The organism is Falsiroseomonas sp. HW251 (assembly GCF_050563545.1).
Lineage (GTDB): Bacteria > Pseudomonadota > Alphaproteobacteria > Acetobacterales > Acetobacteraceae > Falsiroseomonas.
On the sequence record NZ_JBNXUM010000029.1, the window covers coordinates 52,887 to 75,262 of the forward strand.

A 22,376-nucleotide genomic window follows, 5' to 3' on the forward strand; every position below is an offset into this window, starting at 1 on the left:
GGCGCAGCGCGCGGCCGCGCCCGCATCACGTCACGTCGTCAGGTTCCGCCATCGCGTCGATGATGTCGTCCCGCGCGCCGCGGATGTGGCGGTCGTGGATCTCGCCGGCCGCGGCGGCGTCGCCGGCGGCCAGCGCCTCGACCATGGCGTCGTGTTCCGCGAGCACCGTTTCGACGCGTCCCGGGCGGTAGCCCACTCGGGTGCGAAGCGCACCGATGAGGTTGCTGTGCAGGTCGAGCAGCCGGATCGCCTCGTCGTTGCCGGCGGCAGCCTCGATGGTGCGGTGGAAGGCGCGGTTCAGGCGCACGATGGATTGCATGTCGCGTGTCCGATGCGCGGTGCGGAGCTCCGCCTGGATGGCGCGCAACGCCGCGATGTCGTCGGGCGTCAGCGCGCCGGCGGCCTGGCGTGTCAGGTATCCCTCCAGCGCCTCGCGGATGCCGAAGAGGTTGCGCACGAACTGCGCGTCCATGCGGCGGACGGTGGCGCCGCGGTTGGGGGACATCACGACCAGCCCCTCGCCCTGGAGCTGCTGCAGCGCCTCGCGCACGGGCATGTGCGACAGGCCGTAGCGTGTCGCGAGGTCCTGGATCTTCAGCCGCATGCCCGGCGGCAGGCGACCGGCGATGATCTCCGCGCGCAGGTGCTCGTGCACGCGCTGGTAGACCGTGCTGCCGAAGGGCAGCGCGCTGGTTCCGACATCGGGATCGGGGCGGATGAGGGACATGGCGGGTTCCTGTCGGTGAGGATGGACAAGGGCTGCGCATCGAGTCAACACTCGCATGTCGTTTTGATCAAATATGAGGAGCAGGTGATGCAGGTCGCCGCCGTCCGGGTCCACCGCACGCGCTTCAGCGCCATGCGCGAAGGCGCCGCCCATGCCGTGCTGCCGGTGGAAGTGATCACGGATGACGGCCTGCGCGGCGCCGGCGAGATCGGCCTGGCCTATGGCGCGGGGGGCCGCGGCGCGGCGGAGATCCTGCTCGAACTCGCGCGCACCCGCCTGCTCGGCCGCGATCCCTTCCGCACCGAGCAGATCCAGGACGAACTGCGCCGCGACACCTTCTGGGGACATGTTCCCGGCCCGATCCTCGGCGCGGCGATCAGCGCGCTGGACGAGGCGCTGTGGGACATCAAGGGCAAGGCGCTCGGCCAGCCCGTGCATGTGCTGCTCGGCGGCGCCTGCCGCGACCGGCTGCGGCTCTATTGCAATGGCTGGTACCGCGGCCTGGGCCCGCCGGACGCCTATGCGCGGGCGGCGAAGGAGGTGCAGGCGCGCGGCTTCACCGCGCTGAAGTTCGACCCGATGAAGCTGGATGCCGAGGGCCGCGCCCACCACGTCACGCGCCACATCGAGCGCTGGTACGAGGACCTGGCGGTCGCCCGCGTGGAAGCGGTGCGCGACGCCGTCGGTCCGGCGATGGACATCATTGTCGAGCTGCACGGCAACATGTGGCCGATGGACAGCATCCGCTTCGGCCGCCGCATTGCCCACACGCGCCCTTTCTGCATGGAGGAGGTGGCGGATGCCGAGGACGCGGGCGCGGCGCGCGAGGTCGGGCTGCAGACCGGCATCGCGATCGCCGGCGGCGAGCGGCTCTCGACGGCCGGCGACTTCCGCCGGCATTTCGAGGCGAAGGCCTTCTCGCTGGCGCAGCCCGACATGGGGATCGCCGGCGGCTTCACCGGCGTGCGGCAGATCGCGGCGCTGGCCGCTGCGCATGGTGTCTATCTCCAGCCCCATAATTGCGGCGGCCCGGTTTCCACCGCGGCCTGCGTGAACCTGTCCTTCGCGACGCCTAACTTCCTGATCCAGGAGATCTTCCCGGCCTGGCCGGAGGACGACCGCCTGGACATGGTGGACGAGGCGTTTGAGCGCGGCATCGTGGACGGGCATCTTCCCCTGCCGACCCGCCCCGGCCTGGGTGTCGAGCTCCGCCCGGACTACCTGAAGGGCTGCGACCTGCTTGGCGAGGTGCAGCGGGATTAGCCGGAGATCGCCGCGTGGGCAGGGCGCAGGCCGACGAGCGTCGACCACGCTGATCCGGTCCGGCCGGGCAGGCCGGCGCGAAACCTTCGCGCCGCTCCCGGCGAAGGCGGGATGGGCCGCCAGGCCGCGCGTGCTACGCGCGGCACGGGGGCGCGTGCGAACCGATCGTCGATGGGGTGCCGATGCCGCGCCGGATTGCCGCAGATCCCCTGCTTCCGCCCGCCCGCGCCAGGGCAGTGCGGCCCCGCCCTGCAGCTGCCCGATCAGCGCGGTGAAGGCGACGGTCCCCGCCATGCCGGCACGACCGCCGCGCGACCTGCGGCTCGACGTGGTGCGCGGCTGGATGCAGCTCAGCATCTTCGTCTCGCATATCGCGGGCACCGGCCTCTATTGGTTCATCCATGCGAGCTGGGGCCTGTCCGACAGTTCCGAGCAGTTCGTCTTTCTCTCCGGCCTCGGCCTCGGCTCCGTCTTCGCGCTGAAATCGGTGCGGGACGGGTTCGCCGGCGCCGTGCGCGATCTCGGGGGGCGCCTGCGCCGGCTCTATGCGATGCATCTCGGCGTGGTCGCCGTCCTTGCCGTGCTGGCGGCCTGGGCGGATGCGAGGCTTCTGCCAGGCGAGGCGGCGCGGATGGGATGGGGCTTCCTGGCCGCGGCGCCCGCCGAGGCGCTCGCCGGGCTCGCCGTCGGGCTCTACCAGCCGGACTTCACCGGCATCCTGCCGCTCTTCGCCTGGTGCATGCTGCTGCTGCCGGGCTTCCTGTGGCTCGCCGGGCGCTTCGGCGCCTGGGCGCTGCTGCCCTCCGCGGCGCTCTATGCCGGGGTGCAGCTCGGCGGGCTCGAGGTGCCGGGCATCGGCGGCACGGCGCTCTCGTTCAACCCGCTGGCCTGGCAGTTCCTGTTCCTGCTCGGCGCCTGGTTCGGACGTCAGAAGCTGCTCGCGGGCCGCGCGCTGCCCGCGCATCCGCTGGTGACCGCCGGCGCCGCGGCGGTGGTGGCGGTCGGCTTCTACGCGCGGCTCGTGGACCATGGCGCATTGCCCTATCTCGGCCTGGGCGGGGAGCTGCTGGAAGGCAAGTCGGACCTTCCGCCGACGCGGCTGCTGCACGCGCTCGCGCTCGCCTGGCTCGTCGCCTGCATCCTCCCGCGGGAGGCGGGCTGGATGCGGGGTCGGCTCGGCATGACGCTCGCGGCGATCGGACGCAACAGCCTGCCGGTCTTCTGCCTGGGCCTCGTGCTCTCCTGGGTGGCCAGCACGGCGCTGCGCCTGCATCCGCAAGCGGCGCCCTGGCTCGATCCGCTGCTGATCCTTGCCGGCACCGGCCTGTTGGCGAGCTTCGCGCTCTGGGCTGACCGCGGCGGCGCCGCCCGGCGCACCGGCCCGGAGCGGGCTGGCGGCGCCTAGCGTAAGCGCGCCCCGATCCAGGGCAGCCGCGCGAGCCAGCCCGGCACCTCGCGGCGGTGCAGCACAAGGATCAGCGCCGACATCAGCAGCGTGAAGACCGCTTCCTTGAACAGCACGCCGCCATCGCCGTAGGGGTCTATGCCGAGCGGGCTCACGGTGTGGAAGAAGATCGCGCCCGCCATGGTGGCGAAGGACAGCGCGGCACCTGGCACGCGCGTCCAGGGCAGCAGGACCAGGATGGCGCCGACGATCTCTTGCACGGCGACGAACAGGCGGAACGGCTTCTCCCCGCCCGGCGTGCCGAGCCAGTCCGACAGGATGCCGAACAGGTGGACCGAGCCCTCGGCGCCGGTCAGCTTGTACTGCTCGTAGTAGCCGAGCTCCCAGGCGATCCAGCCCGCGGCGAGCCAGGATGCGATCCGCGCCGCGCGCGGCATGGCGGCAAGCCCCGCCGCCCCGATCGGCGTCCGCGCGCCGGTGTCGGGCTGCAGGCCGTCGCGGAGGGACGCGGTTCCGGTGTACATGCGAAGGGCCTTTCTGCTGCGCCGCGCCGCGCGGGATCGCGCGGTCTGCCGTCATGTCCCTCTTCGCGCCACGACCGCCCCGCGTTACGGGGCGCACGCCGACCGCGGCGTGTCGGATAGATAAAGGACCTTGCGCCCCTGCCCGACCGGCTGCGCGCCGGCGACGAGGCCTCCTTCGCCGAGCTCCTGCGCGCCGACGCATGAGCGCCTGTAACCATTTGCCACCGCCGCGCGAAGTCCAGGCTGCGAGCGGAGTTTTCCCCGATGTCCCTGACCCGTCCCGGCCCCTGCCGCGCCCTGCGCAGCGATCGCGTGATGGATCGCGCCGCGCGGGCATGGCAGCATCCCGACCGGGCGAGCGGCCCGCGTCTCGACGGGGATCCTCCATGCACCACGCGCGATCATCGGCGCAGCGGCATCGTCGGGATCACGGCCTGACATGGAGGCCACGCTCGAACTGCTCCCGCCGCCGCGCCGCCGGGCCGCGCGGATGACGGCGGAGGACCTCGCCGGCGCGGCGCGCGACGCGCGCTGGAGCGCCCTGATGGCCGCCGGCCAGCAGGGCGACGCGCAGGCCTACGAGACGCTCCTCCGGGAAGCGACGCCGCGCATCCGCGCGCTGTGCCGGGCCCGCATCCGCGACGCGGCTGAGGTGGAGGACGCGGTGCAGGACACGCTGCTGACGCTGCACTCGCTTCGCCACACCTACGACCCCGCGCGTCCTTTTGGCGCCTGGCTCGCCACCATTGCGACCCGGCGGGCCGTGGACCGCGTGCGGCGGCGCGCCCGCGGCGCCGGCCGCGAGGCGCCGATCGACGACCTGCCGGAGCACCTGGCGGCCACGCCACCCCAGGGCGAGGAGTGGCTCGCGGCGCGCCAGCTGCGCGAGGCGGTCGCCAGCCTGCCCGAAAGCCAGCGGACGGCGCTGAGGCTCGCCAAGCTGGAAGGGCTTTCGCTGCACGAGGCGTCCGAGCGCTCCGGGCTGAGCGTCGCCGCGCTGAAGGTCGCGACGCACCGGGCGCTGCACGCACTCCGGCGGCGCTTCGGCGCCGGGGAAGGCTGAGGCGATGCACACGGATGACCTGATCCGCCACCTCGCCCAGGGGCTCGCCCCCGTGCGGCGGGTCCCGTCGCCCTGGAGCGCGGCGGCGTCCTGGCTCCTGCTCGCGCTGATCGTGCTCGGCATCTGCGTCGCGGTCTCCGGCTTCCGGCACGACCTGGCGGAGCGGCTGATGCTGACGGAGGAGCGGATCAACCTGGCGGCCGCGCTGCTGACAGGGCTCGCCGCCGCGGTGGCGGCGTTCCAGCTCGCGCTTCCGGACCGCAGCGGGCGCTGGGCGCTGCTGCCCCTGCCCTTCGCGGCGCTGTGGCTTTCGGGGCTGGGCTGGGGCTGCCTGCGCGACCTGGCGGAGGACGGCACGCTCGGGCTCGGCACCAGCTTCGGCTGCCTGCGCTTCATCATCGCCTTCGGCGTGCCGCTGACCGCGGCGATGCTGTGGATGACGCGGCATGCCGGCCCGATCCGGCCTGCCCCGGTCGCCGCGCTCGGCGGGCTCGCCGCGGCCGCGACGGCGTCGGTCGGGCTTTCGCTCGTGCACCACCTCGATGCGGCCGCGATGGTACTGATATGGCATGGCGGCTCGATCGCGATCGTCACGCTGGGAGCGTGGCTGCTCGGTCCGCGCGCGATGCGCGCGATGACCTGAGGCCCCGGCGCCGCGCCCTCCTCGCGCGACAACCTGCAGCCTGGACTACGGGGACTACGATGACAGCACGAAGCGCAGAGATCCTGCTGACGGCCGCGAGCGGCTATGGACTGGCCGGGCTGCTCGTCGGGCTTGCCTTCCTGCTGTCCGGGCTGGACCGCGTGGACCCGGCGGCGCGCGGCGCCCATGCCGTCCGCCCCCTCCTGCTGCCGGGCCTCGTGCTGCTCTGGCCCTGGGTCCTGTGGCGCTGGATCAGCTTCGTCCGGCGCGGGAGCTGAGCCGCATGCGGCTCCGGCACCGGCGGGCGCATTGGCTGGCCTGGTTGCTGCTGGCGGCGCTGCTGCCAGCGCTGCTGATCGCGGCCTTCGCTACCGGGCGCCCGCCACCGGAGGAAGCGCCGCGGCGCATCGCCGCGCCGGAGCGTCCGGCATGAGCGCGCGCCTCCTCCCGGTCAGCTGGACGCCGGCCAAGCGCATCTACGACCTGGTCCTAGCCGCGGGCGTCGCCGGCTACATCCTGGCATTCCTGCATCTGGCGCCCCGCCTCGGCGATCCGGACCAGGCGCTGGACGGCCAGAGCCTCGCCATGAAGGCCTATGGGAGCTGCGCCTTCCTGCTGCTGACGCTGGCGCTGGTGATCGGGCCGCTGGCGCGGCTCGATCCGCGGCTGCTGCCGCTGCTCTACAACCGTCGCCATCTCGGCGTCGTGACCTTCCTCGTCGCGCTGTCGCACGCGATCGAGGTGCTGGGCTGGCACTTCGCCTACAGCCCGACGCCGCCGCTGGTGGCGATGCTGTCGAGCGAGCCGGTGCCCGGCGCAGCGCCGGGGCTGCCCTTCGTCTCGCTCGGCCTGCTCGCCCTGCTGATCCTCTTTGCGCTGGCGGCGACGAGCCATGACGCCTGGCTCTCCCTCCTCGGGCCGCCGGGCTGGAAGGCGCTGCACATGGCGATCTACCCGGCCTATGCGCTGGTCGTCGCGCATGTCGCCTTCGGCGCGCTGCAGGACGGCGCGAGCCCGGTGCTGGCGGCTGTCGTGGTCGGGGCCGCGCTCGGCGTTGCGGCGTTGCATCTCGCCGCTGCCTGGCGCGGCCGCGCCGGCGACGCGGCCGTGGCGGGCACGCCCTGGGTGGACGCCGGGCCCGCCGCCGCTGTGCCGGAAGGTCGCGCCATCGTCGTCCGGCCAGAGGGCGGCGAGGCGGTGGCGATCTTCCGCCACGGGAACCGGCTTTCCGCCGTGACCAATCTCTGCGCGCACCAGAACGGCCCGCTCGGCGAGGGCCGGATCGTGGATGGCTGCATCACCTGCCCCTGGCACGGCTTCCAGTACCGCCCGGAGGATGGCTGCGCACCGCCGCCCTACACCGAGAAGCTCGCGACCTACCGGCTGGCGCTTGCCGGCGACCGCCTGCTGCTCGACCCGCGCCCGAACCCGCCGGGGACGCGGGTGGAGCCGCTGGCGCTTGCACTGCCACTGCCGCCCGCCGGCGCCGCCGCGCCGGAGCCCTTCTTCATCGGCTGGGCCCGTTCCCTCGATCCCGCGCTGCGCCGCGTCGTGCTGCTGGCGGCGCTGGGCTTCGCGCTCGGCATGCCGGCGCTCGGCGTCGTGCTCGGCGCGACGGCGGGCGATGCGGCGGGCCCCACCTTTGCCACGGTCCCGGGCGAGGCTGTGCTGCCCGACCTTCCCGCCCCGGCCGCACTGCGCGGCGTGCTGCTCGACGGCCCCTATCCGCTGCTGCACCTGCCCGCGGAGACGCCGGGCGGGCGCAGCCGCACCCTGCTGCTGGCCCGCGACGGCAAGCTCGGCGCGCAGCCGGACGCGCGGGCGCTGCACGGGCGGCTGGTCTCGGCGGAGGGCTTCGTCCTGCGCCGCGGCACGATCGAGATGCTGGTCGCCGGCGAGCCCCTCAAGCCGGTGGCGGACACGCCAGGCCCGGCCGTCCCGGCGCCGGTGCCGCTCGGCCGCTGGCGCCTCCAGGGCGAGATCTGCGACGGCAAATGCGCCGCCGGCGGCATGCGGCCGGGCACCGGCATCGGGCACCGCGCCTGCGCGACGCTTTGCCTGGACGGCGAGCTGCCGGCGGTCTTCGTCCCGAGCCGCCCGGTCGCGGGCCACGGCTTCCTGCTGCTCGGCGATGCCGCCGGCGGGCCGGCGCTGCCGGCCTTCCGCGACCTCGTCGGGCGGCGCGTCACGCTGGAGGGCGAGGTGGAGCGGCTCGGCGATATCCTCGTCTTCCGGGCTGCGCGGCCATGAGGTCGAGGCTGCTGACCCTGGCGGCGCTCGTGGCCTGCTGGCCGGCCTGGGTCGCCTCGGGCCTCGCGGTGGACCTGCTCGCGCCCGCGGGCACCGAATTCCTGCTGCGATGCGTGCTTTGCCTGCTCGCGCTCGGCCTGCTCGGCCGCGCGATCGACGGTGACGACGGCACAGGGACGGAGGAAGGGGATGGTGGACATGGATGAGCGCATGCCGGCGGTTGCGCTGGTGACCGGCGCGGCCGGCAATCTCGGCCGCGCGGTCTCGGCGATCCTGGCCGCGCGCGGGACGGCGGTGATCGCGCTCGACCGCGTCGCGGCGCCGCTCGAGGCGATGCTCGCCGGCCTGCCGGAGCCCGGCCGCCACGTCGCGCTGCCCGGCCTGGACCTCGGCGAGACAGCGGATTGCGACCGCGCGGCGGCCGAGGCCATCGCGCGCTTCGGGCGGCTCGACGGCGTGGTGCACACGGTCGGCGGCTTCGACGCCGCACCGATCGAAGCGGGCGATGCGGCCCTGTTCGAGCGGATGTTCCGCCTGAACCTGCTGACCACGGCGAACCTGTTCCGCGCGGCGATCGCGGTGATGCGGCCGCGCGGGCGCGGCAGCCTGGTGGCGACCGGCGCCATGGCCGCGCTGCGCGCGCCGGCGGGGCTCGCGGCCTACAGCGCCTCCAAGGCGGGCGTGCTGCGTCTGGTGGAAGCCTATGCCGAGGAGCTGAAGCCGACGGGCCTGCGGGTCAACGCGCTGCTGCCCGGCACGCTCGACACGCCGCAGAACCGCGCCGCGATGCCCGGCGCCGATACATCCGGCTGGGTGGCCCCGTCGCAGATCGCGGAGGCCGCCGCCTTCCTGCTGTCGGACGCGGCCTCCGGCATCACCGGCGCGCTGCTCCCGGTCACCGCGCGCGGCTGATACCCGGCGTCACCGCCGCGCGCGGGACGCCAAGGTCGAGGAACCGGAGGCGTTGCCGGCGAAACACATCCGCGACAGCTACCCGGCGGGAGCATATCCATTCACGATAGTATTTCACCCACTCCGGGGAGCCCTCCGATGCCCGTCATCCCCTTCGAACTCTCGGCCGGCCGCTTCCTCGACGAGCCCAAGGACTAGGCCCGGTCATGCCGACCGCCCCGTCCGCGGCACGGCTCGGCCCGGTGGCGCCGGCGGAGGCCCCGCTCGTGCTCGCGCTGGCCGATGCGGCGGCGCTGCCGGCGGAGGCCGCCGCGCGCGTCGCGACCGAGGCTGCTGGCCTGGTGCGCCACCTCCGCGGCGCGGCGCGTCCGGGCATGCTCGAGACCTTCCTGGCGGAATACGGGCTGTCCACCGAGGAAGGCGTCGCGCTGATGTGCCTGGCGGAGGCGCTGCTGCGCGTGCCGGACAACGCCACGGCCGATGCGCTGATCCGCGACAAGATCGCCGGCGCCGACTGGTCGCGCCATCTCGGCCGGTCCGCCTCTCCGCTGGTGAATGCCTCGACCTGGGCGCTGATGCTGACCGGGCGCGTGCTGGGCGAGCCCGGCATGGACGTGACCGGCGCGGCGCGGCGGCTGCTGCGCAGGCTTGGCGAGCCGGTGGTCCGCACCGCCGTGGCGCAGGCGATGCGGCTGCTGGGCGAGCAGTTCGTGCTCGGCCACGACATCGAGGACGCGATCGCCGTCGCCGCCCCCCGCGAGGCGGAGGGCTACACCTTCTCCTACGACATGCTCGGCGAGGCGGCGCGCACCGCGGCGGATGCGGAGCGCTACCGCCGGGCCTATGCCGCCGCGCTCGACGCCGTCGCCGCGCAGGCGCGGGGCAATTCCGTCCGCACCAACCCGGGCCTCTCGGTCAAGCTCTCCGCGCTCCATCCGCGCTACGAGACGGCGCAGCGCGCCCGCGTCATGGACGAGCTGGTCCCGCGCCTGCTCGGCCTCGCGCTCGTTGCGCGCCAGGCGGGGATCGGGCTCAACGTGGACGCCGAGGAGCAGGACCGGCTCGAGCTCTCGCTCGACGTGATCGAGGCCGTCTTGCGCGATCCCGGCCTGGCCGGCTGGGACGGCTTCGGCGTGGTGGTGCAGGCCTATGGCAAGCGCGCGCCGGCCGTCATCGACTGGCTGGAAGAGACGGCGACGACGCTCGACCGGCGGCTGATGGTGCGGCTGGTCAAGGGCGCCTACTGGGACAGCGAGATCAAGCACGCCCAAACGCTCGGCCTGGCGGGCTTTCCCGTCTTCACGCGGAAGGCGCATACCGACGTCTCCTGGCTAGCCTGCGCGAAGCGGCTGCTGGGCGCGCGCGCGCGGCTCTACCCGCAATTCGCCACGCACAACGCGCACAGCGCGGCCAGCGTCGTGGAGATGGCCGGCGGCGACACCGAGGGCTACGAGTTCCAGCGCCTGCACGGCATGGGCGAGGCGCTGCACGCCGAGTTGCGCCGCCGGCACGGCACGCGCTGCCGCATCTATGCCCCGGTCGGCGTGCATCGCGACCTGCTGGCCTATCTGGTGCGCCGGCTGCTGGAGAACGGCGCCAATTCCTCCTTCGTGCATCGCGTGCTGGATCCCCGCGTGCCGGTGGAGGCAGCGGTCGGCGATCCCGTGGCGGAGGCGCGCGAGGATGGCGGCACGCCGCATCCCCGCGTCGCGCTGCCGGCGGCGCTCTATGGCGCGGAGCGGCGGAATTCGTCGGGCTGGAACCTGAACGAGCCTTCCGAGGCCGAGGCCCTGGAACGGGCGATGGCGCCGTGGCGGCATGCCAGCTGGACCGTTGGCGCCGCCGGGTCCGGCACGCCGCTCCGCAATCCCGCCGATCCGCGCGACGTCGTCGGCACGGTGATGGAGGCGGATGCGGCGGCCGCGCGCGCCGCGCTGGACGCCGCCGCGGCCGCCGCGCCCGGCTGGGCCGCGCTGCCCGTCGCGGCGCGCGCCGATGCGCTCTTCCGCGCCGCCGACCTGTTCGAGGCGCAGGCGCCCGAGCTGATGGCGCTCGCCGTGCGGGAGGCCGGCAAGACGCGCGCCGACGCGGTCGCCGAGCTGCGCGAGGCCGTGGATTTCCTGCGCCACTACGCCGCCGAGGGCGTACCGGGCACGCCGCGCGGCGTCGCCTTCTGCGTCTCGCCCTGGAACTTCCCGCTCGCGATCTTCACGGGGCAGGTCGCGGCGGCGCTGGTGACGGGCAACGCGGTGCTGGCCAAGCCCGCCGAGCAGACGCCGCTGATCGCCGCGCGCGCCGTGGCGCTGCTGCACGAAGCCGGCGTGCCGCGCGACGCGCTTCACCTGCTGGCGGGGGACGGGCCGATGCTCGGCGCGGCCGTGCTCGCCGACCCGCGCATTGGCGTCGTCGCCTTCACCGGCTCGATGGCGGCGGCGAAGGCGATCGAGCGCGGGATGGCCGCGCATCTCGCCCCCGGCACGCCGCTGATCGCCGAGACCGGCGGCGTCAACGCCATGATCGTGGACAGCACCGCCCTGCCCGAGCAGGTGGTGCGCGACGCGCTGGCCTCGGGCTTCCAGTCGGCCGGGCAGCGCTGCTCCGCTCTGCGGCTGCTCTGCCTGCAGGAGGACGTCGCGGAGCCGATGCTGGCCATGCTGCGCGGCGCGATGCGCGAGCTCGCGATCGGCGATCCCTGGGCGTTCAGCACCGATGTCGGCCCGATGATCGACGCGGAAGCGCGCGAACGCGTCGCGGCGCATATCCGGCGGCACGAAGCCGGCGGCCGGGTGCTGGAATGGCTCCGCGCGCCGGCCGGCGGGCACTTCCTCGGCCCCGCGCTGATCCGTCTCGACCGCGTGGAGGACCTGCCGGAGGAGGTGTTCGGCCCGGTCGTGCATGTCGTCACCTTCGACGCCGCGGAGCTGCCCGGACTCGTCGTGCGCATCAACGCACTGGGCTACGGGCTGACCATGGGCCTGCACACGCGCGTGGAGGAGCGCGTGCGCTCCGTCGTCGAGCATGCGCGCGTCGGCAACCTCTACGTGAACCGCAACCAGATCGGCGCCGTGGTCGGTGCGCAGCCCTTCGGCGGCGAGGGGCTCTCGGGCACCGGGCCGAAGGCGGGCGGGCCGCTCTATCTCCGGCGCTTCCAGCGGGATGCGCGGCCGGTCGAGGGGATCGACGGCGTGCTGCCGGGACCGGCGGGCGAGGCGAACAGCCTGGCGCTGCATCCGCGCGGACGCGTGCTCTGCCTCGGGCCCGACATCGCGGCGCAGGCGCGCGCGGCCGGCGCGCTCGGGAATGTCGCGGTCGTGCCCGCGGCCGAGGTCGCGGCGTTGCGCGCGGCGCTCGGACCCGCCATGGCCCTGGCCGGCTGGTCCGACCGCGGCGCGGCGCTGGCCGATCCGTCGCTCGATGCCGTGCTGGCCGGCGAGGACCTGGACGGCCTGCGCGACGTCGCGATCGCACTGGCCGCGCGGGACGGCGCGATCGTGCCGCTGCTGGTCGGCGCGCCCGACCCCGCGATGCTGGTGCGCGAACGCACGCTCTCGGTGGACACCACCTCGGCCGGCGGCAACGTCGCGCTGCTCGCGGAAGCCGCGTGACCCCGCCGCGCCGCAGCACGCCGAGGCCTACTCCAGCCTTATCCCTGCCACCCGCACCACCTCGTTCCATCGCGCGACGTCGGCGCGCAGGCGCGCCGCGAAGGCCTCCGGTCCCTCGCCCAGCGGGTCGGCGCCGATGCGCTGCATGCGGTCCTGCACCGCGGGGCGTTGCAGCGCCGCGGCGATGATGCCGTGGATGCGGGCAACGAGCGCCGGCGGCATGCCGCGCGGGCCCATCAGTCCGTTCCAGGTGATCGTCTCGAAGCCCGGCACCTCGGTGGCGATCGGCGGCACGCCCGGCAGTTGCGGGCTCGGCATCAGGGAGGACACGCCGTGCAGCCGCACCGCGGGGTTGCTCGCATGCGGCACCGCTTCCGACAGGTTGGCGAACATGATCGGCGCGTTGCCCGCGATGACGTCGGCCAGCGCCGGAGCGCCGCCGCGATAGGGCACGTGCTCCGCCTGCACGCCGAGCCGTTGCAGCAGCAGCGCCATGGTCAGGTGCTGGAAGCTGCCGACGCCGCCGGAGGCATAGGCGAAGTGCCCGCTGCGCGCGCGCATCCAGGCGATCAGCGAAGCGAGGTCGGTCGCCTCCACGCTGCGATGCGTCAGCAGCACGAAGGGGTTGGTGCCGAGGTTGACGATCGCCGTGACGTCGGCGACGGGATCGAAGCGCGGCGGCTGCGCCATGGCGAACGGCGCCACCGCCAGCACCGCGACGGCCACCATCATCAGGACATGCCCGTCCGGTGCGGCGCGCACCATCTGCTCGGCCGCCAGCAGTCCGCCGGCGCCGGTGCGGTTCTCCACGACGAAGCTCGAACCCGGCAGCGCTTCCTGCAGCAGCTCGGCCGACAGCCGCGCGAGCCCGTCGGTGTTCCCGCCCGGCGCGAAAGGCACGAGGATGCGCACCGGCCGGTCGGGCCACGGGGTGGCGGCGGCCTGCTGCGCGCGCGGCGCGGCCGGCCAGGCGAGCAGGGCGGGCGCGGCGATCAGGGCGCGGCGGTTCATCGTCGTCTCCGGCGGGTCGCCGCGGGGATGTGCAGGCAAGGGCCCGGCCGCGCAAGGGCCCGGCGTCAGCGCGCCAGGGCGGCCGCCAGGTTGACCGCGGCGCCCAGGATCACCGCGTTGAACAGGAAGGACACCAGCCCGTGCACCACGACCAGCCGCCGCACCCTCGGCGTCGTGGTGGTGGCGTCGGAGACCTGGAACGTCATGCCGATGGTGAAGGCGAAGTAGAGGAACTCCGCGAAGTCCGGATCCTCATTGCCAGGAAAGGCGATGCCTTCGCCGCTCCGGCAATGCTCATGCGCATAATGCACGGCGAAGAGCACATGCACGAAGAGCCAGCTCAGCAGCACCGTGCCGAGGCCGAGCGCGACGACGTAGGGCGGCACGGGCGACGGCGCGTCGGCCAGCGCCCAGATGACCGACATCAGCGAGAACAGCGCCGCCGAGACCGTCGCCGCCAGGATCACCCATGCCCCCTCGTCAAGCGCCGCGGTGCGCGCGCGCAGCGACTGCGGGCCGATGCGCAGCATCAGTGGCAGGATCAGCGCCAGCCACGCCGCGGCTGCGCAGCACCAGCCCAGCAGGATCGCGAGCGGCAGCGCGAGCCCGGCCAGCCCCGCGCCCAGCGCGGCGCAGAGGCCGAGCGCCGCGGACGCCGCGAGACGGGGGCGGTGTCGCAGCACGTCTATCCCGCCTGCGCCAGCGGATCGGCCGGGCTGCCATAGGGGTGGAAGCCGGCGACGCGCAGATGCCGGTAGGGCAGCGCGTCCAGCCGCACGGTGCCGAGGAAGGGCTCGTCCGGCTCCACCAGCAGGATGGTCGGCGCGAAGCCGCTGTCGTCGAAGCCGCGGCGGAAATGCACGCGCGACTTCAGCGCGATCGCATCGAAGCGCGAGAGATCCAGGCCGAGCGCGGTCAGCTGCTCCGTCTCGATGACCTGGGCGAGATAGGGGCTGAGGACCAGGACGTTGCCTTCGCCGAATTCGACCATGGCCCAGCTCTGCCCGCCGCCCATGGCACGCGGCATGGGGTTGTGCGCCTGGCCCATGACGCGCCCGGCGATGCGGACCGGCGCGCCGGCGGAGACGTCGAGCCTGCCGCCGACCTCTCTCTCGAAGGCCTCGCCGGGCTCGAGCGCGAGCGCGGCGGCCGTGGCCTCCGCATCCGCGATCGTCGCGATCAGCGTGCGCGACAGGCCCTGCGCCATGACCTCCCGCAGGAGCCAGGTCGCGGCGCCGGAGCGGTCGGAATGGTCACCGAGCACCACGGGCTTGCGGCCTTCCGCGATGGCCTGCTTCGCGAGCGCCACGCCCTCGGCCATGCGGTGCACGGTCGTCCCGCGCAGCAGGTCGTCGCGACGCCGCCAGGTCCAGCCCGCCATGTCGCGCGACACCCGGTCGGCAAGCGTCGGATCGCCGTTCGTCGTGACCTGGATGCACATGCCGGCGTCGGGCACGTCCGACCAGGGGAAGCCGAAGAAGACATTGACGAAGACGTCGGGCTCCCGCGCCTCCCACACCAGGGCGCGCTGCACCAGGTCGGACCAGGGCGAGGCGCCGGTCCACATCAGCACCGTCGGCGCGAGGATTGGCACCTTGATGGTGCGCGTGACGGGCGAGAAATCGCCGCGGATCGCGCGGACCAGCATGCGCGCCGCGCGCTCGCCCTGCAGGTGCATGTCGTAATGCGGGAAGTACTTCACGCAGAAGGCAAGGTCGGCGTGGCGGAGGAATTCCGCATCCTCGTTGCCATGCGGGTCGAAGGTGCCGGCGATGCGCGCGCTCGGGCCGAGCACGGCGCGGACGCGGCGCGCGATCTCGGCTTCCGGGCGCGGCACGCCGCGCACGCCCATCGCGCCATGCAGCGCGAGATAGGCGCCGTCGAAGGAACCCTCCGCCCTCAGCGCCTCGACCTGGCGGCCGAGGAAATGCTCGAAGGCGTCCTGCGTGATCCAGCCCGATCCCGTGCCGGTCCTCGGCCAGAGCGGCGATTCGATGCCGACCAGTTCGACATCGGGCCATTCCCGCGCGACCTGCACGAAGCCGCCCATGTAGCCCTTCGGATCCGTGGCGAGCAGCGCCTCGCCGGCCGCCGGCGAGCCCGGGTAGATGAAGTCCTCCCGCGTGGTGTCGTTGGGGAGGAAGGTGACGGTCTCATGCGTGAACTGCAGGACGGCGATGCGCATCTCGTGGTCCCTCGGAAGCGCGAAGGCTAAGGCAGCCGCGCGGCCTTGTCCCGACCCCCCGGAGCCCCGATCTCCACGCCATGTCCTTGGCCTTCGACAACTCCTATGCCCGCCTGCCCCAGCGCTTCTATGCGCGCCTGCCGCCGACACCGGTCTCCGCGCCCAGGCTGATCCGGGTGAACGCGCCGCTCGCGCGCCAGCTCGGCATCGATCCGGACTGGCTCGCGTCGGAAGAAGGCGTCGCGGTCATCGCGGGCAACCGCGTGCCGGACGGCGCGGACCCGATCGCGCAGGCCTATGCGGGCCACCAGTTCGGCGGCTTCACGCCGCAGCTCGGCGACGGGCGCGCGATCCTGCTCGGCGAGGTCGTGGACCGCGACGGCGTCCGGCGCGACATCCAGCTCAAGGGATCCGGGCCGACGCCGTTCTCCCGCCGCGGCGACGGCCGCGCGGCGCTCGGGCCCGTGCTGCGGGAGTTCATCGTCAGCGAGGCGATGGCGGCGCTTGGCATCCCGACCACGCGCGCGCTGGCCGCGGTGACGACCGGCGACTGGGTCTTCCGCGAGGTCGCGCTGCCCGGCGCGGTGCTGGCGCGCGTGGCCTCCAGCCACATCCGCGTCGGCACCTTCCAGTTCTTCGCCGCGCGCGGCGACGCCGACGGCGTGAAGGCGCTGGCGGACCACGCCATCGCGCGCCACTACCCCGACGCGGCGGCGGCTGCGGCCCCGTATCGCGAATTCCTGGCGCGCGTCGTCGCGGCGCAGGCGGACCTCATTGCGCGCTGGATGCTGGTCGGCTTCATCCATGGCGTGATGAACACCGACAACACCGCGATCTCCGGCGAGACCATCGACTACGGCCCCTGCGCCTTCATGGACGCCTTCCACCCCATGCAGGTCTACAGCTCGATCGACCATGGCGGGCGCTACGCCTTCGGCAACCAGCCGCGCATTGCGCTGTGGAACCTGACGCGGCTGGCGGAGTGCCTGCTGCCGCTGCTGGCCGACGACCAGGATGCCGCCGTCGCGATCGCGCAGGAGATCCTGGCGGGCTTCGCGCCGCGCTTCGACGCGGCCTGGCGCGCCGGGCTCGGCCGTAAGATCGGCCTGCAGGAGGTGCGGGACGGCGACGAGGCGCTGATCGAGGATCTGCTGCAGCGCATGGCCGACAACCAGGCCGACTTCACCCTGACCTTCCGCGGCCTGGCCGATGCGGTGGCGGGCGACGTGGCGGTGCGCGACCGGTTCGCCGACCCCGCCGCCTTCGACGCCTGGGCGCCGCGCTGGCGCGAGCGCCTGGCCGCCGAGCCAATGGCGCCGTCGGCGCGGCGAGATGCGATGTGCGCGGAAAACCCCGCCTTCATTCCGCGCAACCACCAGGTGGAGCGCGTGATCGCCGCGGCGGTGGAGCGCGAGGATTATGCGCCCTTCGAGGCGCTGATGGCCGTCCTCGCCCGCCCCTTCGACGACCAGCCCGGCGCGGCGGACTACGCGAAGCCGCCGCAGGCCGAGGAAGTGGTGGCGCAGACCTTCTGCGGAACCTGAGGCGTCGTCGTTCTGGCTTGCGACAGGACGCGGTTTGCCGCATCAGCGCGCGACCGGTTGAGGAGACGCCCATGACCATCGCGACCCCGCGCCGCGCCCTGCTGGGTGCTGCGCTCGCCGTGCCGATGATCGGCCGCGCCCAGGCCCAGTCCCGCGGCACGATCACCCTCGTCGTGCCCTATGCCCCGGGCGGCGGCACCGACCTGACCGCGCGCGAATTCGGCCAGGCCTTCAGCGAGGCGCTGGGCGGCCAGACCGTGGTGGTGGAGAACCGCGGCGGCGCGGCCGGCCATATCGGCTCGGTCTCCGTCGCGCGGGCGCGGCCGGACGGCACGACGCTGCTCTTCGCGGTCTCCACCAACCTCGTGGTGAACCCCAACGTCCATCGCGGCGAGCCCAATCTGATGACGGCGCTGGCGCCCGTCGCGCAGGTCACGTCCTACCAGTACGTGCTGGTGATCGATCCGCGGCTGCCGATCAACACGCTGCAGGAACTCATCGCCTATGCCCGTAGCCGTCCGAAGGGCGAGCTGACCTATTCCTCGGGCGGGGTCGGCAACGCGAACCACCTCGCTGGCGTGCTCTTCGCCGACGCCGTCGGGATCGAGATGGAGCACATCCCGTATCGCGGCACCGGCCCGGCGCTGCTCGACGTGGTGGCGGGGCGGATCACGATGAACTTCTCCTCGCCACCGCCGGCCATCCAGCTGGCGCGGGAGGGGCGGCTGCGCGCGCTGGCGGTCACCGGCGACCGGCGCATGCCCGCTATCCCCGATGTGCCGACGCTGGAACAGGGCGGGCTGCCCGGCGTGACCATCACGGGCTGGCACGGGGTCTTCGCGCCGTCCGGCACGCCGTCCGAGACGATGGCGCGGCTGGAGAACGCCGCCCGCCAGGCCGCTTCCTCTCCGCGCTTCTCCGGCCGGCTCGAACAGGACGGGCTGGAGCCCGCGCCGGTCCGCCCGCGCGACGCCTGGTTCCTGACCGTGCGGGAGGAGAATGCCTTCTGGGGCCGGAAGATCCGCGAGCTCGACCTGAAGCTGGAGTAGGCGGCGGGGCTACAGCCCGCCGGGCAGCTGCCCCGTCGCGCCGATGTCGAAGTCGTCGCGCGGCGGCTCGAGGCCCTGGCGGCCCGGCATGCCGCCGGAGCCCGCCATCGGTCCCTGCCGGTATTCCTGGATCAGCTGCTGGGCGGGCGTGCCCTGCGGGCGCGGGGCCTGGGCGCTGACCGGCGTCGCGGGCTGGCCGGCGGCGGGCGCCGCGGCCCTGGGCGGGGGCTCGGCCGCGCAGGCCGCGATGGCTAGGCTGGCGGACAGGGCGAAACGGCGCATGACGCGGGACTCCGCTGGACGTTCCGTGGTTGTAGCCCTCGCCGGCGCCTCGCGGAAGCGCGAGGCGTGTCCGGTTTCAGCGCCGGCGGGCTTCCATGACGGTCGCGGCAAGCGCCCGCAGCACCTCCGGAACGCCTTCCCCGGTCGCGCCGGAGAGGAGCAGCGCCGGGCGGCCGGCCGCCCGGGACAGCGCCTTCAGCCGGGACGCCCTGGCCTGCGGGGTCATGGAATCCGTCTTGTTGAGCGCCACGATCTCCGGCTTGTCGGCCAGGCCGCCGCCATACCCCTCGAGCTCGGCGCGGACGGTGTGGTAGGCACCGGCGGGGTCGGCTTGGGTCCCGTCGACGAGGTGCAGCAGCACCGCGCAGCGCTCGACATGGCCGAGGAAGCGGTCGCCGAGGCCCGCCCCCTCGTGCGCGCCCTCGATCAGGCCGGGGATGTCGGCCAGCACGAACTCGGTGGAGGCGTCAGGCCGGACGACACCGAGCTGCGGATGCAGCGTGGTGAAGGGGTAGTCGGCGATCTTCGGCCGCGCGGCCGAGACGGCGGCGAGGAAGGTGGACTTGCCGGCATTCGGCAGCCCGACCAGGCCGGCATCGGCGATCAGCTTCAGGCGCAGCCAGACCGCGCGTTCCTCGCCGGGGTAGCCCTTGTCCGCGCGGCGCGGGGCGCGGTTGGTGGAGGTCTTGTAGTGCGCGTTGCCGCGGCCGCCATCGCCGCCATGGCAGAGCACTACGCGCTGGCCGACCTGCGTGAGGTCCGCCAGCAGCGTCTCCTTGTCGTCGGCGAGGATCTGGGTGCCGACGGGGACCTTGAGCACGACGTCCTCGGACGCGCCGCCGGTGCGGTCGCTGCCGGCGCCGTTGCCGCCCTTCCGGGCCTTGAAGTGCTGGGTGTAGCGGTAGTCGATCAGGGTGTTGAGGCCGTCCACGGCTTCCACCACCACGTCGCCGCCCTTGCCGCCATTGCCACCGTCGGGACCGCCGAACTCGATGTATTTCTCGCGCCGGAAGGCGACGACGCCGTCGCCGCCGTCACCGGCCTTGAGATGGACCTTGGCCTCGTCGAGGAATTTCATCTGTGGGCCTGAAAACACGAACGGGGGCCGTGGGGCCCCCGTCCAGCGTCCGCGCGGGCGGAAGGGTTACTCGGCTGCGGCCGGCAGCGGCACGACGGAGACGTGCACGCGGCCTTCGGCCTTGCGCTCGAACTTGACGTGGCCGTCTACGGTGGCGTGCAGCGAATGGGTGCGGCCGACGAGCACATTGGTGCCCGGGCGCATCTTGGTGCCGCGCTGGGTGACGATGATGTTGCCGGCCTTCACGACCTGGCCGCCATACAGCTTCACGCCGAGGCGCTTGCCCGCGGAGTCGCGCCCGTTGCGCGAAGAGCCGCCTGCCTTCTTGTGTGCCATGGTGGGGTGCTCTCTCTCAGCTCGTCTCGCTCAGGCCGCCGCGATCTCGGCGATCTTGAGCACGGTCTGGTGCTGGCGGTGGCCATTCTTCCGGCGGCTGTTCTGCCGGCGGCGCTTCTTGAAGATGATCACGGTGTCGGCGCGGGTCTGCTCGACCACGGTGGCGGTGACCTTGGCGCCCGGGACGGTCGGCGCGCCGACAGTCAGGCCGGCATCGGTGCCGATGGCGAGGACGTCGTGGAAGGTGATGGTGGCGCCGGGCTCAGCCTCGAGCTTCTCGACGGTGAGCACGGCGTCGGGGGTGACGCGGTACTGCTTGCCGCCGGTGCGGATCACTGCGTAGGTCATTGCTCGCGCTCGGGCTTTCGGGGTCCGGTGCTGGGGTCGGTCTGGGCTTTGGGCCCGGGTGATCGGTGGTTGTCCCGGGCCGGGTCGCGGCCAAGTGCAACCGCCGGCTGCCACGTGGCCCGCCGGAGGAGGGGGCGTATAGCGGCCGGGCGGGCTGGGAGTCAACGCTGTGCCGTCATGGCCCGTGGCCCGGCGGCGCGCGCCCGCGCGACGTGTTGCCAGCGGGCCCCGGCGCTTCTATAGGGCGGCGCCCACGCTGCGGAGAGGTGGCAGAGTGGTCGATCGCGTCGGTCTCGAAAACCGAAGTCCGTGAAAGCGGACCGTGGGTTCGAATCCCACCCTCTCCGCCATTCCAACAATTCGATCAGCACCTTAGCGGCCTCGGCGGCTTAGATCCGCAGTTCTTTCCCCACTTCTCTCGGCGGCTGCTGGCGAGCACAAACAACAGCGAGGTGCTTGAGCCGTTCTGAGCGGTTCGGCTCAGCGCGTACTTTCGGTACGAATCGCGCTTGGCCCGCCAGTTCCCATGAGAGCCGTGCTCTCCGCCAGGCCGAGCGCCGCGCTGAGTGGCAGGTTGCGTGCGCCGTTTGGGAACGGCGTGTTGACCGGGCATTCCCGCAAGGCAACTGTTTCGTCTCTGGAGGCATGGTTTTCTCCGGACCTGACCAGGCCGCTCTTGATATGGAGCCCCAGAACGCTGGAAAAGCGGATTACCTAGGTGCGGCGCGCTACATTTGGTTCGCATACTAATTGCTGTTCCGCACTCCCAGGGCGACCACTTCAAGCGTAAGCGTGCACTGACGACTATGGCCTGCTGGCCTTGCCTCGGTTCAGTCTGCGTCGGGCCGTAGGTTCCAGGGCGCGAGATCGCCGATGCGGTTGATCGGGTGGTCGGCGATGCGGTCGAGCAGCAAGCGCAGGTAGACCTGCGGGTCCCAGCCGTTCAGTTCTGCGGTGCCGACAAGGGTGTAGATGATCGCTGCACGCCTGCCGCCCGCGAGCGATCCGGCGAACAGGTCGGTGCCATGACCGTTCTCCCGGGCAGTCCGCCCGAAGGCGCTACGCTTGCGGCGGGCACGCCCGCCGAGGCGGTGGTGCCGGGCAACGGGATAAATGCCATGGCCAGCGCGGCCCGTGTCCGCTCGCTGATCAGCTCGCGCTCCTTCTGCGCCATGGCCGCGTGGACCCACATCATCAGATCGTCCGCATCGGGCATGTCGGCCGCCCGGAGCGAGACGCGGTCTTCGAACAGCTGCGACAGCGTGTGAGCCCAGCGCGTGATCCGATCCCGCCGCGCCACCACCAGCACCGCGCCAAGCCGCCGGCAGCGCGTCGAGACGCGAGCGATTATCCGCAGCTAAGGTGGGCCCCGACACGGGGCCACCGCTGTCAGTCACCTCGCATGGCGTGTTGTTGGCGTAGCGCGTAACGCCGGCGCCACAGGATGGACATAGCCTTCGACAACCGGCGATGCGTAGGGCACGCCGGCCGAGGCGGGAACGACAGCGATGAGCAGCAGCCTAATCTCCAAGTCCGAAGCGGAAGCGAGGCTCGCGCCGCCCGGCGCTTCACCTGTCGGTGCCGCGGGCATGGCGGCGCTGCCACGCTGGGCGCGCATCCTCTCCTGGCTTGGTGCCGGCTGGATTGCTTGGGAGTTCGGCTATTATGAGCAGTTCAAGCTGACCGGAGACGAGGGCTCCGTTCATCTCTTCACGATCCTGTCGGACTGGCTCGGCACACCCGGCGGAGAGAAGCCCTTCCGACTCTTCGTCGGTAGTCAGGAGATCATCGCGGCCGTGCTCGTGCTGCTGCCTTGGACCCGAGTCCCTGGCGCAGCGCTGTCGTTCATGACTATGGCCGGCGCGATATTCTTCCACCTCGCGAGTCCGCTTGGCGTGGATCCCTATGGGGATGGAGGCGTGCTGTTCACCGAGGCGGTCATCACGCTGTTCGTGGCCGCGGCGATCCTGGTGCTGCATAGAAGCGAATGGCGCGGCTGGATCCGGCTGGTTCACGCTCGGATTGCGCCCTGGCGCCGCGAATAGGGCATCTCCGTTCCAGCCCTGGACGATGGCCAGGTGCCCGCGGCCTCAGCAGCGTTCAGGGGCTGACCGGGCACCGTGCGGGCGGCCGGCGCCGCAGGGCGTGGTC

At 73.0% G+C, this 22,376-nt stretch carries 23 protein-coding genes, 1 tRNA gene and 1 pseudogene; 14 read left to right on the forward strand and 11 right to left on the reverse strand.

Translation table 11 applies throughout. The features are described 5' to 3' along the window. Positions 1 to 25 precede the first annotated feature (25 nt). On the reverse strand, positions 26 to 727 hold the full coding sequence (locus tag ACLF3M_RS27215; protein WP_430660146.1) for a GntR family transcriptional regulator: 702 nt from the start codon (positions 725 to 727) through the stop codon (positions 26 to 28). An 87-nt stretch (positions 728 to 814) separates the two neighbouring features. Between ACLF3M_RS27215 and ACLF3M_RS27220 the strand changes: the two genes are divergently transcribed. Beyond that, positions 815 to 1,990 carry a mandelate racemase/muconate lactonizing enzyme family protein gene (locus tag ACLF3M_RS27220; RefSeq protein WP_430660147.1) on the forward strand — a complete coding sequence of 392 codons (1,176 nt, stop codon included), beginning with the start codon at positions 815 to 817 and terminating at the stop codon, positions 1,988 to 1,990. A gap of 271 nt (positions 1,991 to 2,261) precedes the next feature. Beyond that, positions 2,262 to 3,395 (forward strand): OpgC domain-containing protein, encoded by a 1,134-nt coding sequence (gene opgC, locus ACLF3M_RS27225; RefSeq protein WP_430660148.1) that lies wholly within the window; start codon positions 2,262 to 2,264, stop codon positions 3,393 to 3,395. On the opposite strand, the gene ACLF3M_RS27230 is transcribed toward opgC, so the two are convergent. Continuing rightward, positions 3,392 to 3,919 carry a hypothetical protein gene (locus ACLF3M_RS27230; protein WP_430660149.1) on the reverse strand — a complete coding sequence of 176 codons (528 nt, stop codon included), beginning with the start codon at positions 3,917 to 3,919 and terminating at the stop codon, positions 3,392 to 3,394. The genes opgC and ACLF3M_RS27230 overlap by 4 nt on opposite strands. A 439-nt stretch (positions 3,920 to 4,358) precedes the next feature. Between ACLF3M_RS27230 and ACLF3M_RS27235 the strand changes: the two genes are divergently transcribed. From ACLF3M_RS27235 to putA, 8 genes are all read left to right on the forward strand, one after another. Beyond that, positions 4,359 to 4,982, forward strand: coding sequence for a sigma-70 family RNA polymerase sigma factor (locus tag ACLF3M_RS27235; protein ID WP_430660150.1), 624 nt, complete (start codon positions 4,359 to 4,361; stop codon positions 4,980 to 4,982). A gap of 4 nt (positions 4,983 to 4,986) precedes the next feature. Then, on the forward strand, positions 4,987 to 5,625 hold the full coding sequence (locus ACLF3M_RS27240) for an NrsF family protein (protein ID WP_430660151.1): 639 nt from the start codon (positions 4,987 to 4,989) through the stop codon (positions 5,623 to 5,625). A 59-nt stretch (positions 5,626 to 5,684) separates the two neighbouring features. Further along, positions 5,685 to 5,903, forward strand: coding sequence for a hypothetical protein (locus ACLF3M_RS27245; protein ID WP_430660152.1), 219 nt, complete (start codon positions 5,685 to 5,687; stop codon positions 5,901 to 5,903). A gap of 5 nt (positions 5,904 to 5,908) precedes the next feature. Further along, the gene (locus ACLF3M_RS27250) at positions 5,909 to 6,058 is read left to right on the forward strand and encodes a hypothetical protein (RefSeq protein WP_430660153.1); all 150 of its coding nucleotides are present in this window, start codon (positions 5,909 to 5,911) and stop codon (positions 6,056 to 6,058) included. Beyond that, positions 6,055 to 7,875 (forward strand): Rieske 2Fe-2S domain-containing protein, encoded by a 1,821-nt coding sequence (locus ACLF3M_RS27255; protein ID WP_430660154.1) that lies wholly within the window; start codon positions 6,055 to 6,057, stop codon positions 7,873 to 7,875. Before ACLF3M_RS27250 ends, ACLF3M_RS27255 begins: the two co-directional genes overlap by 4 nt. Then, positions 7,872 to 8,081 (forward strand): hypothetical protein, encoded by a 210-nt coding sequence (locus ACLF3M_RS27260; protein WP_430660155.1) that lies wholly within the window; start codon positions 7,872 to 7,874, stop codon positions 8,079 to 8,081. Before ACLF3M_RS27255 ends, ACLF3M_RS27260 begins: the two co-directional genes overlap by 4 nt. After that, entirely contained in the window at positions 8,065 to 8,787 is a 723-nt protein-coding gene (locus ACLF3M_RS27265) for an SDR family NAD(P)-dependent oxidoreductase (protein WP_430660156.1), read from the forward strand. The genes ACLF3M_RS27260 and ACLF3M_RS27265 overlap by 17 nt, the downstream gene beginning before the upstream one ends. A 206-nt stretch (positions 8,788 to 8,993) precedes the next feature. Then, on the forward strand, positions 8,994 to 12,392 hold the full coding sequence (gene putA / locus ACLF3M_RS27270; RefSeq protein WP_430660157.1) for a bifunctional proline dehydrogenase/L-glutamate gamma-semialdehyde dehydrogenase PutA: 3,399 nt from the start codon (positions 8,994 to 8,996) through the stop codon (positions 12,390 to 12,392). Positions 12,393 to 12,419: 27 nt separating this feature from the next. Here the strand turns inward: putA and ACLF3M_RS27275 are convergent, their stop codons facing one another. The 3 genes from ACLF3M_RS27275 to ACLF3M_RS27285 all read right to left on the reverse strand — a co-directional run bounded on the left by ACLF3M_RS27275 (position 12,420) and on the right by ACLF3M_RS27285 (position 15,588). Continuing rightward, positions 12,420 to 13,403, reverse strand: a complete 984-nt coding sequence (locus ACLF3M_RS27275) for a Bug family tripartite tricarboxylate transporter substrate binding protein (RefSeq protein WP_430660158.1) — start codon at positions 13,401 to 13,403, stop codon at positions 12,420 to 12,422. A gap of 65 nt (positions 13,404 to 13,468) precedes the next feature. Then, on the reverse strand, positions 13,469 to 14,086 hold the full coding sequence (locus ACLF3M_RS27280) for a DUF1345 domain-containing protein (RefSeq protein WP_430660159.1): 618 nt from the start codon (positions 14,084 to 14,086) through the stop codon (positions 13,469 to 13,471). 2 nt (positions 14,087 to 14,088) lie between these two features. Further along, positions 14,089 to 15,588: a M81 family metallopeptidase gene (locus ACLF3M_RS27285; protein WP_430660160.1), complete on the reverse strand. Its 1,500-nt coding sequence runs from the start codon at positions 15,586 to 15,588 to the stop codon at positions 14,089 to 14,091. An 80-nt stretch (positions 15,589 to 15,668) separates the two neighbouring features. On the opposite strand from ACLF3M_RS27285, the gene ACLF3M_RS27290 reads away from it, so the two are divergent. Beyond that, the gene (locus ACLF3M_RS27290) at positions 15,669 to 17,132 is read left to right on the forward strand and encodes a protein adenylyltransferase SelO (RefSeq protein WP_430660161.1); all 1,464 of its coding nucleotides are present in this window, start codon (positions 15,669 to 15,671) and stop codon (positions 17,130 to 17,132) included. A 71-nt stretch (positions 17,133 to 17,203) separates the two neighbouring features. Further along, positions 17,204 to 18,181 carry a Bug family tripartite tricarboxylate transporter substrate binding protein gene (locus tag ACLF3M_RS27295; protein ID WP_430660162.1) on the forward strand — a complete coding sequence of 326 codons (978 nt, stop codon included), beginning with the start codon at positions 17,204 to 17,206 and terminating at the stop codon, positions 18,179 to 18,181. A gap of 9 nt (positions 18,182 to 18,190) precedes the next feature. Here the strand turns inward: ACLF3M_RS27295 and ACLF3M_RS27300 are convergent, their stop codons facing one another. The 4 genes from ACLF3M_RS27300 to rplU all read right to left on the reverse strand — a co-directional run bounded on the left by ACLF3M_RS27300 (position 18,191) and on the right by rplU (position 20,225). Further along, positions 18,191 to 18,463, reverse strand: a complete 273-nt coding sequence (locus tag ACLF3M_RS27300; RefSeq protein ID WP_430660163.1) for a hypothetical protein — start codon at positions 18,461 to 18,463, stop codon at positions 18,191 to 18,193. Positions 18,464 to 18,539: 76 nt separating this feature from the next. Further along, the gene (gene obgE, locus ACLF3M_RS27305) at positions 18,540 to 19,541 is read right to left on the reverse strand and encodes a GTPase ObgE (RefSeq protein ID WP_430660164.1); all 1,002 of its coding nucleotides are present in this window, start codon (positions 19,539 to 19,541) and stop codon (positions 18,540 to 18,542) included. 66 nt (positions 19,542 to 19,607) lie between these two features. Next, positions 19,608 to 19,877, reverse strand: coding sequence for a 50S ribosomal protein L27 (gene rpmA / locus ACLF3M_RS27310; RefSeq protein ID WP_430660165.1), 270 nt, complete (start codon positions 19,875 to 19,877; stop codon positions 19,608 to 19,610). 30 nt (positions 19,878 to 19,907) lie between these two features. After that, a complete protein-coding gene (rplU, locus tag ACLF3M_RS27315) occupies positions 19,908 to 20,225 on the reverse strand; it encodes a 50S ribosomal protein L21 (protein WP_430660166.1) in 318 nt (105 codons plus the stop codon). 260 nt (positions 20,226 to 20,485) lie between these two features. Here rplU and ACLF3M_RS27320 point away from each other — a divergent pair. After that, positions 20,486 to 20,575 (forward strand) — tRNA-Ser (locus tag ACLF3M_RS27320). Positions 20,576 to 21,055: 480 nt separating this feature from the next. Here ACLF3M_RS27320 and ACLF3M_RS27325 read toward each other — a convergent pair. Both ACLF3M_RS27325 and ACLF3M_RS27330 read right to left on the reverse strand, forming a co-directional pair. Then, positions 21,056 to 21,241 (reverse strand): annotated as a pseudogene (locus ACLF3M_RS27325) (transposase domain-containing protein); the annotation flags it as partial. Next, positions 21,169 to 21,582: a recombinase family protein gene (locus ACLF3M_RS27330; RefSeq protein ID WP_430660181.1), complete on the reverse strand. Its 414-nt coding sequence runs from the start codon at positions 21,580 to 21,582 to the stop codon at positions 21,169 to 21,171. The gene ACLF3M_RS27330 and the pseudogene ACLF3M_RS27325, both read right to left, overlap by 73 nt. 151 nt (positions 21,583 to 21,733) lie before the next feature. Between ACLF3M_RS27330 and ACLF3M_RS27335 the strand changes: the two genes are divergently transcribed. Continuing rightward, entirely contained in the window at positions 21,734 to 22,270 is a 537-nt protein-coding gene (locus tag ACLF3M_RS27335; protein WP_430660167.1) for a hypothetical protein, read from the forward strand. Positions 22,271 to 22,376: the final 106 nt, after the last annotated feature.

What these genes read in the sequence shown, in the direction of transcription:
- ACLF3M_RS27215 (WP_430660146.1), bottom strand. Translation starts at nt 727, where the DNA reads ATGTCCCTCATCCGCCCCGATCCCGATGTCGGAACCAGCGCGCTGCCC.
- ACLF3M_RS27220 (WP_430660147.1), top strand. Translation starts at nt 815, where the DNA reads ATGCAGGTCGCCGCCGTCCGGGTCCACCGCACGCGCTTCAGCGCCATG.
- ACLF3M_RS27230 (WP_430660149.1), bottom strand. Translation starts at nt 3,919, where the DNA reads ATGTACACCGGAACCGCGTCCCTCCGCGACGGCCTGCAGCCCGACACC.
- ACLF3M_RS27235 (WP_430660150.1), top strand. Translation starts at nt 4,359, where the DNA reads ATGGAGGCCACGCTCGAACTGCTCCCGCCGCCGCGCCGCCGGGCCGCG.
- ACLF3M_RS27240 (WP_430660151.1), top strand. Translation starts at nt 4,987, where the DNA reads ATGCACACGGATGACCTGATCCGCCACCTCGCCCAGGGGCTCGCCCCC.
- ACLF3M_RS27245 (WP_430660152.1), top strand. Translation starts at nt 5,685, where the DNA reads ATGACAGCACGAAGCGCAGAGATCCTGCTGACGGCCGCGAGCGGCTAT.
- ACLF3M_RS27250 (WP_430660153.1), top strand. Translation starts at nt 5,909, where the DNA reads ATGCGGCTCCGGCACCGGCGGGCGCATTGGCTGGCCTGGTTGCTGCTG.
- ACLF3M_RS27255 (WP_430660154.1), top strand. Translation starts at nt 6,055, where the DNA reads ATGAGCGCGCGCCTCCTCCCGGTCAGCTGGACGCCGGCCAAGCGCATC.
- ACLF3M_RS27260 (WP_430660155.1), top strand. Translation starts at nt 7,872, where the DNA reads ATGAGGTCGAGGCTGCTGACCCTGGCGGCGCTCGTGGCCTGCTGGCCG.
- ACLF3M_RS27265 (WP_430660156.1), top strand. Translation starts at nt 8,065, where the DNA reads ATGGTGGACATGGATGAGCGCATGCCGGCGGTTGCGCTGGTGACCGGC.
- putA (WP_430660157.1), top strand. Translation starts at nt 8,994, where the DNA reads ATGCCGACCGCCCCGTCCGCGGCACGGCTCGGCCCGGTGGCGCCGGCG.
- ACLF3M_RS27275 (WP_430660158.1), bottom strand. Translation starts at nt 13,403, where the DNA reads ATGAACCGCCGCGCCCTGATCGCCGCGCCCGCCCTGCTCGCCTGGCCG.
- ACLF3M_RS27285 (WP_430660160.1), bottom strand. Translation starts at nt 15,588, where the DNA reads ATGCGCATCGCCGTCCTGCAGTTCACGCATGAGACCGTCACCTTCCTC.
- ACLF3M_RS27290 (WP_430660161.1), top strand. Translation starts at nt 15,669, where the DNA reads ATGTCCTTGGCCTTCGACAACTCCTATGCCCGCCTGCCCCAGCGCTTC.
- ACLF3M_RS27295 (WP_430660162.1), top strand. Translation starts at nt 17,204, where the DNA reads ATGACCATCGCGACCCCGCGCCGCGCCCTGCTGGGTGCTGCGCTCGCC.
- ACLF3M_RS27300 (WP_430660163.1), bottom strand. Translation starts at nt 18,463, where the DNA reads ATGCGCCGTTTCGCCCTGTCCGCCAGCCTAGCCATCGCGGCCTGCGCG.
- obgE (WP_430660164.1), bottom strand. Translation starts at nt 19,541, where the DNA reads ATGAAATTCCTCGACGAGGCCAAGGTCCATCTCAAGGCCGGTGACGGC.
- rpmA (WP_430660165.1), bottom strand. Translation starts at nt 19,877, where the DNA reads ATGGCACACAAGAAGGCAGGCGGCTCTTCGCGCAACGGGCGCGACTCC.
- rplU (WP_430660166.1), bottom strand. Translation starts at nt 20,225, where the DNA reads ATGACCTACGCAGTGATCCGCACCGGCGGCAAGCAGTACCGCGTCACC.
- ACLF3M_RS27335 (WP_430660167.1), top strand. Translation starts at nt 21,734, where the DNA reads ATGAGCAGCAGCCTAATCTCCAAGTCCGAAGCGGAAGCGAGGCTCGCG.